Below are 15,005 nucleotides of genomic sequence, written 5' to 3'. Positions count from 1 at the left end.
CTATCCCCCTTCTTGGTGGGGCGCGTCACCAATGATAGGCGCCCCCTCTACGTATGGCTTCTGATAGATGACCGGCATCTCCTCGGATATCGACTTGTACATCTCCGGGCGGCGGTAGCGGCTGAAGTCGTAGAGCGTGTTCTTGTAGGCCGCGCACCAGTTGAGGTTGCAGGTGGCGGCCACCAGCTCGTCGCCGTCGGTGGCCGCCTGGGCCAGCACCTCGCCGGAGGGGCCGATGATGCAGCTCTCGGCCAGGCTCTCCACCCCCTCCTCCTCGCCTCCCTTGGCCACGCCCACCACGAACGTGCCGTTCTGGTAGGCGCCGGCCTGCATCACCAGGCGGCTGTGGAATCCGGCCAGGAAGTCCTGCGACGGATCGGGGTAGTAGTGGATAGGAGTGTTATAGCCGATCAGGATCATCTCCACGTCGGCCAGTCCCATCACCCGGTAGGTCTCGGGCCAGCGCCGGTCGTTGCACAGGGCCAGGCCGATCTCGCCCCGGAACGCGGTCCAGGTGCGGAAAGTCTCGGAGGCGGGCTCGAAGTAGGCCCGCTCCAGGTGCTGGAAGGGGCGCTGGGGCTCGTGTTTCTCGTGGCCGGGGATGTGGACCTTGCGGAACTTGGCCACCTCGTTGCCCTCGCCGTCCACCAGCAGATAGGTGTTATAGCGGTGGCCGTCGGGGGTGAGCTCGGCGTAGCCCAGACAGAAGCCGATCCCCAGGCTGGCCGCCTCGTCGAACAGCGGCTTGACCTCGGGCGACGGCATCTCGGTCTCATAGAAGCTGTTCAGCTCGTCGATGTCTTCTATCCACCACCGGGGGAAGAACGTGGTGAGGGCCATCTCGGGGTACACCACCAGCTCGCAGCCCTGCTTGTGGCCCTCGTGCAGCAGCGCCAGCAGCCGCTCCACCACCTCGGCCCGAGTTTCGTCGCGGGCGATGGGGCCGAGCTGGGCCGCACCCACGGTGATCTCGCGCAGGTTGCTACTCAGGCGCGACACCCGCTCATCGGCGGGGTCGCTCTCCAGGTGGGTGGTGAGCGTTTTGTCGTTGTTGGCGCTCATGCCGTTGCCCCCGCGGTTTCTTCGGCGGTGGCCCCTGCGGTGGCCTGCACTTCGGAGGCCTCGGCGATCTCGGCCAGCTCCAGCATCACCCGCAGCATCACGTTGGCGCCGGCTTCCAGGTGCTCGGGCTCGGTGTGCTCGAACGGGTTGTGGCTGATGCCCTCCCAGGAGGGCACGAACACCATCGAGGTGGGGCACACCGGGGCGAACATCTGGGCGTCGTGGCCCGCCCCCGAGCACAGCCGGCGGTGGCTGAAGCCCAGCTCGACCGCGGCCCGCTCCACCCGGTCGATCATGTCGGGGTCGAACTCCACCGGGGCGAACCGGGCCAGGCGCCGCCAGGTGATCCCGGTGCCTGATTCGGCGGCCAACTCCTCCAGGAAGGCGGTCAGCCGGTTCTCGGCCTCGGTCAACAGATCGTCGTCGGTGTTGCGCATGTCCACGGTGAGCACCGCGTCGGAGGCCACCACGTTCACCAGGTTGGGGTGCAGCTCCACCCGCCCCACGGTGCACACCTGCGGCGGGCCGAACTCGGTGGCCAGCTCGTGGACGAACACCGCGATGCGGGTGGCCACCCACCCGGCGTCGTGGCGCATGCTCATGGGGGTGGTGCCGGCGTGGTTCGACTGGCCGGCCACGGTGATCTCGGTCCAGCTGATGCCCTGCACCCCGGTGACCGCGCCGATCACGATGTCTTCGGTGTCGAGGATCGGGCCCTGCTCGATGTGCAATTCGACGAAGGCATGGGGCGCAGGCGACGGGCACGGGGCCGGGCCCCGGTAGCCGATGCGGTCGAGTTCCTCGCCCACCACCGCGCCGTCGGTGCCCACGATGTCGAGCGCCTCCTCCAGGGGCATCTCGCCGGTGTACACCAGGCTGCCCAGCATGTCGGGCGGGAACCGGGAGCCCTCCTCGTCGGTGAAGAACCCCACCGCCAGGGGGCGGCGGGTGGTGATGCCGGCCCGCTGCACCGCCTCCACCACCTGCAAGCCGGCCAGAACGCCCAGGTTGCCGTCGTAGCGCCCGCCGGTGCGCACGGTGTCGATGTGGCTGCCGCACATCACCGGCGGCCCCGGCTCAGCCCCGGCCAACGTGCCCACCACGTTGCCGATGCCGTCGATGCTGACCTCCATGCCCAGGTCCCGCATCCAGGTGACAACGAGGTCGCGGCCGTCCCGGTCTTCGTCGGTCAAAGCCAATCGGCAGGCACCGTCGGTGCCCTCGATTTCGCCTATCGAGGCCAAAGCGGCCAGGCGGTCGCTCAGGCCCTGACCATCGACGCTGATATCAGTAGCCACAGAAGTCATATTTTGCCAGAGATTTCGCTTGTTTTGTACCCAGGAATCGCCAACTCTCCCTACGAGATAGGCGTCCAGCGAATAGATTTTATCTGCTGTGAGTTTCAACCGTTTGCGTACCCTGCGCCGTTTGCGCCCTGTTTCAGAGGCCCAGACGGGGGCACCGCGATGAGCGATGTGGTGGTGGCCCGGAGCCTCGATGAGGCGCGCGAGGCGCTGGTACACCATCCCGATGCGACGGTGCTGGCCGGGGGCACCGATCTCATGGTGGAGATCAACCGGGGACTGCGCCGCCCCCGCCATGTGGTGGGCGTGGCCCAGGTGGCCGAGCTGCGCCGCTGGCACATCGCCGAGGATCGGGTGGTGGTGGGCGCCGGGGTTACCTACACCGAGATGATGACCACGGCGCTGGCCGATGCCGCCCCGGCCCTGGCCCAGGCCGCCCGCACGGTGGGATCGCCGCCCATCCGCAACGCCGGAACCCTGGGGGGCAACCTGGGCACCGCCTCGCCGGCGGGCGACACGCTGCCGGTGCTGGCCGCGCTCAACGCCCAGATCGTGGTGACCGGCCCCGACGGGGAGCGGCGGATGGGCCTGGAGGATTTCGTGGTCGGGGTAAAGCGGACCTCTCTGCGGCCCGGCGAGCTGATCGTGGCCGCCGAGCTCGACCGCCCCACCGGGCGCCAGGAGTTCTTGAAGATCGGCCCCCGCAACGCCATGGTGATCTCCATGGCCGGGCTGGCCCTGGTGGCCGACCACGACGCCCGCACCGTGCGCTGCGCACTGGGCGCGGTGGCCGCCGGCATACCCCGGGCCCGCGACGCCGAGGCCTGGGTGGCCGAGCGGATCGACTGGGACAACGGCGCCGCGGTGAGCGATGCCATGGCCAACGAGTTCGGACAGCGGGTGGCCGCCGCCTCCTCCCCCATCGACGACCACCGCTCCACCGCCGCCTACCGCCGCCACGCGGTGGCGGTGCTGGCCACCCGAGCCCTGAAGCGGGCATTTGCACCAGGAGGCAACGGCCATGCCTGATCCCTATTCGCTGCGGGTGAACGGGGTGGACTGCGAGGTGGCCGACTCCGATCTGGCCGAGAGCCTTTTGTTCGTGCTCCGGGAGCGCCTCGGGCTCACCGGCACCAAGAACGCCTGCACCGAGGGCGAGTGCAGCTCGTGCGCCGTGCTGATCGACGGGGTGCTCACCTGCTCGTGTCTGGTGCTGGCCGCCACCGCCGCGGGCCAGGAGATCACCACCGTGGAGGGCCTGGGCGACGGGCGCAACGAATTGTCGGTGGTGCAAGAGGCGTTCGTACACGAGGGCGCGGTGCAGTGCGGCTTCTGCACGCCGGGGCTGATCGTGGCCGTCCACGACCTGTTAGAGGCCAACCCCGAGCCCAGCGACGGCGACGTGCGAGAAGCCCTGTCGGGCAACCTGTGCCGCTGCACCGGCTACGGGCGCATCCTGGCCGCCGTCCACTCCGCCGCCGCCACCAAGCGGAGCCAGCCATGACCTCCGAGCCAGTCGTGACCGCAGGGGCAGTCGCAACCTCAGGGCCAGCCACAGCCACCGGGCCAGCCAACACCACCGCGGCCGGCAGCACCGGCACCATCGTCGACGCTGGCACCCGGGGGGTGGGCGCCGATGTGGGCCGCCCCGACGGGGTGCCCAAGGTGCAGGGCCGGTTCGCCTTCTCGTCCGACCTGTGGGCCGACGACTTCTTGTGGGGCCACACCCTGCGCTCTCCCCATGCCTCGGCCAACATCCGCGGCATCGACATCGGCCCAGCGCTGGCCACCGCCGGAGTCCACGCCGTGTTGTTGGCCGACGACGTGCCCGGTCGGCTCACCTACGGACTCGAGCACCCCGACCAGCCGGTGCTGGCCGACGGGCAGGTTCGCTATGTGGGCGAGCCGGTGGCGGTGGTGGCCGCCGACCACCCCGACGTGGCCCGCCGGGCCGCCGAGGCCATCGTGGTCAACTACGAGGTAACCGACCCCCTCACCGACCCCGAGGCCGCTCCCACCGCAGCGCCCATCCACCCCAACGGCAACGTCTTCCGGGAGATCAACATCCGCCACGGCGACCTGGATGCAACCGGCGAGGTGGTGGTGGAGGGGACCTATGAGGTGGGCATGCAGGATCAGGCCTTCATGGGCCCCGAGTCGGGCCTGGCCCTGCCCGATGACGACGGCGGCGTGGAGCTGTTCATCTCCACCCAGTGGCTGCACGTCGACCGGGAGCAGATTGCGGCATGCCTGAGGATCGACGAGGAGCAGGTGCGCCTCACCCTGGCCGGGGTGGGCGGGGCGTTCGGCGCCCGAGAGGACCTGTCGTTGCAGATCCACCTGTGCCTTTTGGCCCTGCACACCGGCAAGCCGGTGAAGATGGTCTACAGCCGAGACGAGTCGTTCTTCGGCCATGTGCACCGCCACCCGGCCAAGATGTGGTACCGCCACCACGCCGATGGCGATGGGCGGCTGGTGAAGGTGGAGGCCCGCATCGTGCTCGACGGCGGGGCCTATGCCTCCACATCGTCGGCGGTCATCGCCAACGCCTCCTGCTTCGCCGCCGGCCCCTACAAGGTGCCCGCCGCCCACATCGTGGGCTTGGCAGCCCGCACCAACAACCCGCCGTGCGGGGCCATGCGGGGGTTCGGCGCGGTGCAGACCTGCTTCGGCCACGAGTCGCAGATGGACAAGCTGGCCGCCGCGCTGAACATGGATCCGGTGGAGCTGAGGCTGATCAACGCCCTGGACTCCGGCGACCGCCTGGTTACCGGACAGGCGATTACCGGCACGTTCCCGGTGGCCGAGGTGATCCGCCAGTGCGCCGGGGCCCCTGCCCCCGACATCCCCCCCAGCGACGACCGGCGCGACCTGCCGGGAGGCTCGGGCCGCACCACCGACGCCGCCGACACCGTGCGGGGAACGGGCTTCGCCGTGGGGTTCAAGAACCTGATGTTCTCCGAGGGCTACGACGACTTCTCATCCGCGGCCTGCCGGGTGGCCGACGGGGTGGCCACCGTGACCTGCGCCTGTGCCGAGGTGGGCCAGGGGTTCGTGACCCTGGCCCAGCAGATCGCCTGCACCGAGCTGGGGGTGGACGAGGTGATCCTGGCCCCGGCCCAAACCGCCACCATCGGCTCGGCCGGGTCGTCGTCGGCCAGCCGCCAAACCTGGATGTCGGGCGGAGCGGTGCAAGCCGCCTGCCGGGCCGTACGCGATCAGATCCTGGCCGACGTTGCCGCCGACTGGGGAGTGTCCCCCGAAGGCCTGGTGCTGCGCGACGGCCTGGTGGTGTCGCTAGACGGCCAGCAAGAAGCACTGCTGGCCCAGATCACCGCCGGAGCCGGCTACGAGGCCGACGTGGAATACCACCACGCCCCCACCGAGGCGCTCGACGAAAACGGACAGGGCAACGCCCACGTGTCGTTCGCCTGCGCCGCCCACCGGGTAGTCGCCGACGTAGACCCCGACCTAGGCCTGGTGAGAATCCGCGACATCACCACCGCCCAAGACGTAGGCCGCATCCTCAACCCCACCCAGGCAGTAGGCCAGATCGAAGGCGGCACCGCCCAAGGCGTAGGCCTAGCCCTAATGGAAGAAATCGTCCTCGACAACGGCCTAGTCCGCAACGCCTCCTTCACCGACTACGTGATCCCCACCACCCTCGACATGCCCGACGTAACCATCGCCGCCTGGGTAGAACAACCCGAGCCCAACGCCCCCTACGGCGCCAAAGGAATAGGCGAACCCCCCACCATCTCCTCTTCCGCCGCAGTAGCCGCCGCCATAAGAGCCGCCACCGGCCTCCCCCTCCCCCGAATCCCCATCCGCCCCGCCGACATCGCCCTGGGTTGAGCTAACCAAGGCGGATTGCGGCACAGTCGGACAACCATGCTCCCGCTACCATGGATATTGACGACACTGTTAGCCACTTGAGACGGAGAGGTGCCATCGAGGACGAACGATTTACCCGGCGGCTCTACACCGTGGCTGGAGCGGCGCGCCTAGTGGGCATGAGCCAGTCCACGCTGCGCACATGGTCGCACGGCTATGAGAGGACACTCCTGAGCAATACGCAGGTGAAACAGGGGCCAGTCATCACCGCATTCGACAACTGCAACGGTGATCAACGCTCGATTCCATTCATTGGGCTGGTCGAAGCAGTAGTAATCCAGGCATTTCGCAACACGGGCCTTCCCCTTCAGCGCATCCGCAAAGCACTCGAGATTCTCGCCAACGAGGGCGAGCTCGAGCATGCACTGGCTTCGCGGCAGTTGTTCAGCGATGGCGCCAGCGTCTTGTACGACTACGCGACACGCAGCCAAGACAAGCAACTCAGGCTGCTCACCGTCGTACACACCGGACAGCAGGTGTTCCATGAAGTGATACAGGACTACTTGGAGCGCATCACTTTCGGCGACACCTGGGCCACCGAACTCATCTTGCCGGTGACCGAACGGCCTCTGCTTCGCGTCATCCCGGAGGTGGCGGGAGGAGATGCAGTTTTTGTTGAGGGGGGTGCAACCCTTTCGGCCGTTTCGTCCCGCGCCAGCGCCGGCGAGCCGTTGGAGTCCATCGCAGCCGACTTTGGGACTCCCGCAGACCATTTAGAGGAAGCCCTCTGTGCCATCTGGCCGACGCAGGCAGCAGCCTGACCACCCCCCACCTGTCTTCTACTTGGACCGAGGCCTCGATCACCATCTGAGATGGTCGACCGCCTATATGTCTTCGCCATTCATTCTTGAGCTGGGAGCGTGGAGTTGACGGTGTGGGTGAGCCTTCCGATGCAATCGAACGGCGGTTCATGGGGCAATGGCCGATAGACATCAATCAACTCGTCTGGGAGCTCAAGTCTTTCAGTAAGGACATCAACGGCCGTCTGGGAGATCAATGCTGCAGCGGCGAGCACTGCCGTGGGTGGAGCATTGTGGATTGGCCCAGAACATCCGATGGCTGGTTGGGTGAGATGATCGTCCTCGCCCGGAGGGATCAATATGTAGTCGGGCGCGGAAGCCCTCCCTAAGATCGGTGTGTCACCAGGAGTCCCTTGGCGACGTACTCGTGCAACAGCTCCCCCTCGGTAGAGAGCGCCGGAGACCAGTGGTATGGATGAGTCCTGTGCGATCAGGCATATCGCTCGAGCTGCTGCTCCACCGCCTGTCGTGTCCACAACTAAATCAGAGCCAGCCATTGCCAATCCCAGTTTGCTGGGTGTCATCGGGTTGTTGGCAGTTGACGATACTTTGGTCCATGGCGCGTGATCAGCGATGACGGCAGCGACGGCGTCTGGCTTTGCGGCTCCGACTAGGAGATGACCGGCGGTGTGCCTTACGACGTTTTCGGGAAGCAGAGTGTCGCTGTCAAAGAGTCGGAGCTGAGTTATACCGCTTTCGGCTAGAGCAACAGCAACGTGGCCGCCCAGCGCGCCTAGGCCAAGAAGGGCAACAGTCTTGTCTGTCAAGAGAGCGGCATCAGGCCCTGCGCGCAGCATAAGGGATTCCTTGTCGTTTGGGCCTGCATAAAGAGCTATAGCGACCGTGTCGTCTCCGGTTCCTTCCAGAGCTAGTACCAAGGGATGGGGGATTCCGTCACGATGCCACAGCAACAGGATCAAGTCGACCGATCCGCTGGGCTGCAAAGGGTCACCATGCCGGCGCGAGGCCAGAGCTTGTGTGAGTCCACGGGCTGGCTTTCTTGAAAGGACTTGTCGCAACTCTTCGAGGTTCCGAGGAGGTATTTCCAAATCCGACAGGCAAAACCACAGGCCGCGGAGCTCGTCTTGCTTGTGTGGGCCACCAGGATGAAGCGTGACTCGGCCAATTGGCTCGGGCTTGCCGTGAAATGTTCCCCAGGTCCCAGCTCCCCCGACTTGGAGAGTGTTGAGATCAAAGGCAGCGACTACCGAGGCCTTTGGCTGGAAGTTCAGCTGAGCGTCAAGCGCCAAACCGGCTTGGTCCCAGCCGTTTGTTGCGGCATCGCACCATTCGATTAGACGACTGAAGAGGCCCTCAAGTGTGACCCACTGCTGCGAACTCTCGCCTTCATGCCATAGACACACATAGCCGGTGGCGGTCAAGTGATTGGCATGGATCCCTTCAGCGAATATGTACGGGAAGATCTCAGGCCAACCATCCCGTATGACCAGACGCATCTGCTGGGCATCTGTTAGCGGAGAAAGGGCTGGATGGGCTGGACCTGTCCAGCAACGCAAAGCGGTATCAGGGTCGGGCTCGAAGCCGGCTGCAACCAGTTCGGAGGTGAACGATTCGAGTGAAGCTTGGTCAAAAGTATCGAGTGGAGGAACCTCTGTCATCCGAAACCCTCCGCCTCCTTTGGCGTGCTGGCGGCGACTCCCGCTAGGCCTGCTCCTGCTACGCCTGCGGAACCGCATCCCGGGGGAAGCGGAAAGACCTGGCCTCGGTCGTTCTTGCCGAGGATCTTCCGCCATTTCAACGCGGCACTGCACCGGGTGGAGTTGAGAGCTTCCTCACCTAGGTCTGCGAGCCGCTTGAACGTCTCACTGGCATATTGCCACTGCGAGGGATCGAGTGGTGGATCGACTGACGTCCCTAGTCCGGGGTCCACGAGCGGCTGATAAGGAGCCTGGCCCAACCGGTCCGCCACTTGGCGGAGGGTGCTTGTGAGGAGGTCTCCCCATTCGTCGCCGCTGACGAGGCCGCGAGACCAAGTGTCGTAGGTCGCGAACTCGACGTACAGTCCCCCTGGCTTTCGGTCGCCAAGGTGAACCTCTCGGGCTTGTCGCATGAGCTTCACGACGGGCTTGTAGGCGTTCTGGTCGCCGACAGCGGGACTCCACGTGGCTGTGTTGAGGTCGGTGGACAGTTGGCCGAACCGCTCTGGATCTGTTGCGATCCATCGGGCGTGATCACTTGCCCACAGGGCCCTGTCTTTGGCTGGAATTGCCCAGCGGATGCCGTATATGACCGCGGGTACTACATCGACTGCAAAGTTGTCGTTTGCTTTACCAGGTTCGGAAAAGTCGATCTTGATGCTTCGTGCCTGTGGAGTCGCCCTGCCTCCTTGTTCGACATGGCCGTATTGGGCTACGAGCACGGCCCATACACCAGCGTATATTTCTTCCGGGTTCGCCGACGTGGTGAGGTTCTCCAGGCGTGCGAACACATCCACGTCTTTGCCGGGATAGATGGCTGTTTGGCGGCCGTATGAGCCGATTAGCCGAGTATTGATGCCCCAGCTGCGCAGCAACATGTCCTGTGCCAGAAGTTCTTGTATCTCGGTATGCGCGTTTATGGCCTTCTGGCGTTTGATCCCGTTAACCTCGATGTTGGTCAAGGCTTGGCTGAACTGGTGGCGTAATGGGTCCATCGGTTTTCCCTTCAAGTTAGGCCCACCAATGGTGGGGCTGTGACCGAGTAGATGGGTGAGCCTCCGGCTCCGGGGCGCAGTATGACGCTTGGGATGTACCGGGGAATTGAGTTTGGACAGTCTGTTGGGCTGTCCTCCCATTCATAGAGGTGCACAGTGAGGGTGTTCAGCGTGCGCCCCAGTAAGAGGGCGATCGGATATGGACACCGAAGTAGCAGATGAATTTCGGTTGTGTTGTGGGCGTTGGCCAGGGTCCTAATTTCGGAAGAAAGTTCACCTACGATTGCCGCGGCCTGTTCGGGGATAAGCAGATCCTCGTGGCTATAACGCAAATGGGCAATCCCCGCGAAATCACTCCTACAGTTGGAAAATGCCTCGAAAGCGGTGTCGCTTCGCTGCGGCAGGAGGTCGACGTAAATGAGCACTGGCCCGCTCCCGGAGATATATGTCGGGGGCTTGACATGTACGCACAGCCTCTCGGTCGTCGGTGTAGGGGCCTGGCCGGTTAGCGTCCAAGTGCCCCTTTTGCTGTCTATGGCATCTACCCTCCCCATTAGTGTGGTCGGCAACGCAGACCCGATGGCGCATGCCACAGACAGGTGGGCACCGCCGCACACTTGAACGGCACTGGCCCCTGCAATGGTGATCAGTTGAGGCAAATGGCCCAGGAATCGATGCAGATCGTGGAGTCCGCCGATGTGCGGGCGCCGCTCGCCTTCAATCGGAGGCCGGAGACGCAGCACGAGGTCGCCGTCTGTGGTCATGGCGTATGGGGGAACTCGGGTCTGAACGTCAAACTTCAAGAGCCCTGAAGCTCTTTCGATGTCGGGGCGGAGAGCTTCCATTCGCCGACGACACATCGAATTTGCTAAGGCAGCGCTCTCTTCATTGTTGGCGACACGTGCCTGATGCAGACGCTGAAGAGTTCCCCGCTCCCGGCCTAGCAATTGATCGGGTGCGGAATAGTCAAGCGTGCCGGCACCAGATGGATGTTCGATAGTTGATCCGACCGCAAGGGTGAACGCTGGATTTTCTTCAAGTTCAAGCAGCCGAGGCAATTCAACTTCGCGGATGACCGTGGAATTCGTTACTTCAGGGGTGACCAGCAGAACTGCTCCGGAGATTCCGGACGAGAGCGCCTCTGTGAGTCGATTCTCCGTGTCTCCGGGCGGCAAATCAGTCTGATCGTGCCAGACTGGAACGCCAGCGGCGCGAAGCCCCCATGCCAGGTTCTCCGCAAATTCCTTTCCGTCGCTATGGCGGTAGGAAATGAATACAGGCCCACGCGGGTCTACTAGGTCAGCATCAAGATCGCCCGACATCATTTGGGTCCTTCCTTCATTTGAGGGGTGTCAGCTTCCCCGTGGTCTGCCGGCTGGCACCGCAGGCGGAAAGAACGCTGGCGATGCCCTTTGTGATATGTCGAAGGCGGTCCGTCGAATACAACCCCCTTCGCAAGGATTTCTTGGATTAGTCGTGCTTTCGGATGTCTGAGTGCACGACCCTGACGTTGTCAGGGTCGGCGGCAGCGAGTTGGCGAGCAAGCCTGTCTTCGTAGGTTGTGACGATTAGCTGTTCGATGGTGGCCGTCTGTCCAGCACGCACAAGTGTGCGGGCGACTGCTGAGCGACGACGCGGGTCAAGGTGCTCCAGCGGCTCGTCGAACCACACTGTCGGTATCTGAGTGATTGACGCTGTCACTAGTAGGCGGGCTACCAAAACTGCTGTCGCCCGTTCGCCTCCGCTGAGATCGGAGATTCTGAGGGTTCCACCCGCCGAGTTGACGGTGAGTTCCCCGGAGGGTTCAAGGGTTAGACCATCCGTACCGAAGAGGAGCTTCCATCGACCTGCCAGCTCTTCAATGAGGGGGTCTATACGATCGCGCAGCGTCTTGTCTGCCAGATTGTTGAAGGCTTCGATCGTTGTAGACAAGAGCTGCTCTTCGCGTGCTGTTGCTTGGAGAGCGGCACGCGACTGTGCCAGTCTCGTGTCGGAATTGGCTCGGTTTGTTTCTGCAGCCAGGAGTCCCCTGAGTCGGCCTCCCGCCTCCGTTAGGGCCCGTTCTTGGTCGCGGAGCGAAGTCAAGAGAGCTTCTGCCTCCGGCCCCGGATCGGGTTCAGCGGGTGGCGACGGCGCATGCAAAGCGGAGAGCCTCGACATGAATGATCCCAGTATGTTGAGCCGGTCTTGTGCTGTGCTTTCAGCTTCTGCGGCGTGTCTTTCGTCGCCGTCAGCGCCTTCAATCGAGCCGTGGTGATGTGCGAGGGCGCTACGGCGTTCGTGCTCACTCAATGGCCGAAGACATGTCGGACACGTTGTCGACGGTTCTGCAAGTAGATCTGACGCTCTGGCGGATCTGGCGCGGCTGATCTCGCTTTTCGTCTTGGCTTGTCGGGCCTCGGCCAATTGTGCGGTCGCTTCTTCGTGGGCTGCCGAGAGGGTCTCTTCTGGGGCCGAATCGTCTATTGCGATCACCTCTCCTAGTTCGGCCAGGATCTCGGCGGCGGCGGCGTTGTGTGCCGCGGTCCCCTCGCGGAATATCTCCCATTGGCGGGCCAGCCTTGCTCCGGCCTCGGCTCGCTTGATTTCGCCTGCGAGCTCTTGTTGTTGATCGATGACTGTGTTCAGTCCAGCGGTTGTGGAGGATGCTGTGGCCTGGTTCGAAACCACAGCAGTTTCGGCATCTCCAACCCTGCGTCGGTGTTCAGCAACTCGATCCGTGACCTTTTTGCGTGCGGCTTGGAGATGCTCAACTGCGTCCAGAAGTGGCTTGACTCCAAGAATCGCAGCGAGGTGGTCGCGTACCGGAATTGCTGACTTTGATAAGGGGAGCTTTGGGTCAGTGAACATGAGCCGGTCGATTAGCCCGAGGTCGGCCTTCCATTGGTCTGCCAATATCCTCATGTATTGGCTTTCTTGGATTGCTTCGCCGTCAAGGGATGCGGAGAATGTGACTTTGCCTGCGGGCGTGAGAGAACGCTCGACTAGCAGTGATTGCCCAGCGTCGGCGAGTGCAATTTCAACTTTGACTCTTGCTGAACTCGCGCCAAGTCGAACTGCCGATTTGGCTTGTCTAGGCAAGGGCACGTTGAGCAGACACCATCGTACGGCTTCCATCAGTGAAGACTTCCCCACGCCATTGGGTGCGACAAAGAACACGACCTTCGAGCTGAGGTCGATTGCCGTGTCCTCGTAGGCACGCCAGTTCTTGAGATCGACAAGCCGTATCATGACCTGGTCTCGATCAGTGAACGGATTTCTTCGATCACATCGCTACCAGACGCTGACCCCCCCTGGACTCTTCGTGCCCAGTCGACGAAGACGCTGTTCTCACAGCTGAGCACAAATGTCCGCGCATCTTTCTTGTGTTCCAACCGGGGACGTGCCGACCCTAAAGTCCGCTTCGTCTCCTGGACAATCGTCACGACATCTGCGTCGATGCCACCCAGCACATCGGAAGCATCTAGCCCTTGGATCTCGTTCCACTGCGGGTCAGACTGCTCTAGATATCGACCAAGAGCGATTCCCAGTGGATCGTCGCTGGACTCGCTCGGTTGCTCGATCCACCCTGAAGCTGGATCAAGCATCCGGTGACTCTCTGCATAAGTGAGCACTACCGAGCCGTCTCCCAACTCTGTCGCATATGCAACAGCTGAGAGATCATCTGCGAGCGCGAATGCGCTCCGAGCATGTGCAGAAATCGCTGCTCTGCTTGTCCCCTCTGGTACGGCTACTACTAGTACGTTCTCGACCATCGAGCGGCACTCGAACCGGCGTACGAACTCCGTCCCGTCAGTGGCAGCGGGGGAGCACGCAATGCTGAATCGGCGCTCAAGTTCTGAAACAGCTGCTGTGATCGGGTCACCTGCATCTGCTGTGGCTTGCACCGGAGGGCCGCTCGGAGAATCAACCAGTCCCAGGCGGATGGCAACTGGGTCATGCGCCAAATGCGGGGTACCGGGTGCCGCGTCTACAAGAGCCTCGACTACCTGAAATGCATCCAACACCGTCTTCAGCACCTCATTCTCGAGGCCATCCACGTCAGGTTCCGGACCGGTCCCTCTGAGATAGCGGAGCTGCTCCTCTATCAGCTCTTCCAAGACAGCCCGAAGAGATTCGTCCACCATCAGACTGCTGCGTTTCCTAGCGCAGCCTTTACGCACTTGGTCAATGCGTCGATGCCACGCTGCAACATTCGTCTACACGCCTCATAGGTGGTACCCCGCTTGGCGGCAAACTCCTTCAAGGGCATGGTCCCGTCGACTGTGCCCTCTACTGTTGCGCTGATCACTTCCCGCTGTTCGATAGTGAGGTGATCCTTGCACCGCTGCACTATCGCCAGTCTCTCTGCGTATTCGGCCTCGTCGATAACTGACATTCGATGCGATGAGTCCAGAAGTTCTGTACCTGCCTCCCGGGCCCTTCGCCATTCCCGGACTAGCCGGCCCCCTCGATCCATTCCCCGACGGTGTGCAATCCGAAATGCCAACCCTGCCGGAGATTTGACGATGGACTGATCCTTTCGCCAGAGCTCCCTGAAGGACTGGACGGCAACCTCCTCGACATCATGCTCGCTCGGCACAGACTTCACTACCTCCCTGATCCCCTTTCTCGCGCCTGCCCGCAATGCATCACCTACTTCCTTGAACAACGAAAGCTGCGCGCCTAAGTCATCACCGTCCACCCATTCGTCAGGATGTGGCTCGTCAAGCACCGTCATCACCGAAGTGTCGAACAACCTGAAGAAAAAACAACCGGTTCATTCACGAATTTCTGACATTTGTGCAAAGGGCACATCTAAGGAAACTCCAGTCGCACACCGTGCCTGCCTGGACCGAGCAGGTCTTTTGGCAGACCTGGAGCGCCCGTATGCAGCTCTGTGCCTCCCCTCTGGCAATGACGTGAGGAGGTCCAAAGCAAACAACTGATCCATGTGGCCCATTCCTGACTGCGGATGTGAACGATAGCGAGTGTAAGGCCCTGCGAGTGAGGAGAACAGCAGTGTAACTACGCGAATGTGAGAAAGGCCATGCTAAGCCGGCTATGCGTTGTTTGGACCTGTGGGTGAGCGGCTATGGGCGACGACCGGGGATGGCGGGTTCGGTACACAAGACCCACTTGACTTTTGGCTCACCAGCAGCCGATCACGGTACCCGGCCTGAAGGGCTGTAGCCCGTGAGATACAGCCAGCTGCGCCGCTGGCAACGCCTCGATTAGATCGGCCCCGACCACATACCAGACCTTGTCCATTGGAGATAGCCAGCCCGCTTCGTGTCCCCAATGACGCACGAC

At 63.0% G+C, this 15,005-nt stretch carries 12 protein-coding genes; 4 read left to right on the top strand and 8 right to left on the bottom strand.

Features of this window, described 5'->3' with window-relative positions; translation table 11 throughout:
• Together ACOGI7_RS00160 and ACOGI7_RS00155 are read right to left on the bottom strand one after the other, a co-directional pair.
• Entirely contained in the window at positions 1–1,062 is a 1,062-nt protein-coding gene (locus ACOGI7_RS00160) for an N-carbamoyl-D-amino-acid hydrolase (protein WP_419849907.1), read from the bottom strand.
• Positions 1,059–2,369, bottom strand: a complete 1,311-nt coding sequence (locus tag ACOGI7_RS00155; protein WP_419849906.1) for a Zn-dependent hydrolase — start codon at positions 2,367–2,369, stop codon at positions 1,059–1,061. Before ACOGI7_RS00155 ends, ACOGI7_RS00160 begins: the two co-directional genes overlap by 4 nt.
• A 159-nt stretch (positions 2,370–2,528) precedes the next feature.
• Here ACOGI7_RS00155 and ACOGI7_RS00150 point away from each other — a divergent pair, with 159 nt between their 5' ends.
• From ACOGI7_RS00150 to ACOGI7_RS00135, 4 genes are read left to right on the top strand one after another with little or no spacing between them, the layout of a single operon-like run.
• Positions 2,529–3,395 (top strand): FAD binding domain-containing protein, encoded by an 867-nt coding sequence (locus tag ACOGI7_RS00150; RefSeq protein ID WP_419849905.1) that lies wholly within the window; start codon positions 2,529–2,531, stop codon positions 3,393–3,395.
• Positions 3,388–3,870, top strand: coding sequence for a (2Fe-2S)-binding protein (locus tag ACOGI7_RS00145; RefSeq protein WP_419849904.1), 483 nt, complete (start codon positions 3,388–3,390; stop codon positions 3,868–3,870). Before ACOGI7_RS00150 ends, ACOGI7_RS00145 begins: the two co-directional genes overlap by 8 nt.
• Positions 3,867–6,221 (top strand): xanthine dehydrogenase subunit D, encoded by a 2,355-nt coding sequence (pucD, locus tag ACOGI7_RS00140; RefSeq protein WP_419849903.1) that lies wholly within the window; start codon positions 3,867–3,869, stop codon positions 6,219–6,221. The genes ACOGI7_RS00145 and pucD overlap by 4 nt, the downstream gene beginning before the upstream one ends.
• Before the next feature lie 50 nt (positions 6,222–6,271).
• Positions 6,272–7,021, top strand: a complete 750-nt coding sequence (locus ACOGI7_RS00135) for a hypothetical protein (protein WP_419849902.1) — start codon at positions 6,272–6,274, stop codon at positions 7,019–7,021.
• Positions 7,022–7,101: 80 nt separating this feature from the next.
• Here the strand turns inward: ACOGI7_RS00135 and ACOGI7_RS00130 are convergent, their stop codons facing one another.
• From ACOGI7_RS00130 to ACOGI7_RS00105, 6 genes are all read right to left on the bottom strand, one after another.
• Positions 7,102–8,679 carry a ThiF family adenylyltransferase gene (locus ACOGI7_RS00130; RefSeq protein ID WP_419849901.1) on the bottom strand — a complete coding sequence of 526 codons (1,578 nt, stop codon included), beginning with the start codon at positions 8,677–8,679 and terminating at the stop codon, positions 7,102–7,104.
• Entirely contained in the window at positions 8,676–9,713 is a 1,038-nt protein-coding gene (locus ACOGI7_RS00125; protein ID WP_419849900.1) for an SMODS domain-containing nucleotidyltransferase, read from the bottom strand. Before ACOGI7_RS00125 ends, ACOGI7_RS00130 begins: the two co-directional genes overlap by 4 nt.
• 11 nt (positions 9,714–9,724) lie before the next feature.
• Positions 9,725–11,038 (bottom strand): SAVED domain-containing protein, encoded by a 1,314-nt coding sequence (locus ACOGI7_RS00120; protein ID WP_419849899.1) that lies wholly within the window; start codon positions 11,036–11,038, stop codon positions 9,725–9,727.
• A 145-nt stretch (positions 11,039–11,183) separates the two neighbouring features.
• Complete coding sequence (locus ACOGI7_RS00115) at positions 11,184–12,944, bottom strand: AAA family ATPase (RefSeq protein ID WP_419849898.1); 1,761 nt, start codon at positions 12,942–12,944, stop codon at positions 11,184–11,186.
• On the bottom strand, positions 12,941–13,840 hold the full coding sequence (locus ACOGI7_RS00110) for a hypothetical protein (RefSeq protein ID WP_419849897.1): 900 nt from the start codon (positions 13,838–13,840) through the stop codon (positions 12,941–12,943). The genes ACOGI7_RS00115 and ACOGI7_RS00110 overlap by 4 nt, the downstream gene beginning before the upstream one ends.
• Positions 13,840–14,433, bottom strand: a complete 594-nt coding sequence (locus ACOGI7_RS00105; protein WP_419849896.1) for an RNA polymerase sigma factor — start codon at positions 14,431–14,433, stop codon at positions 13,840–13,842. Before ACOGI7_RS00105 ends, ACOGI7_RS00110 begins: the two co-directional genes overlap by 1 nt.
• Between the last annotated feature and the right edge of the window lie 572 nt (positions 14,434–15,005).

The organism is Candidatus Poriferisocius sp. (assembly GCF_965204145.1).
GTDB lineage: Bacteria > Actinomycetota > Acidimicrobiia > Acidimicrobiales > Bin134 > Poriferisocius.
Note: the sequence above shows the minus strand (reverse complement) of the source record. Positions and strands in the feature narration are given on the sequence as shown.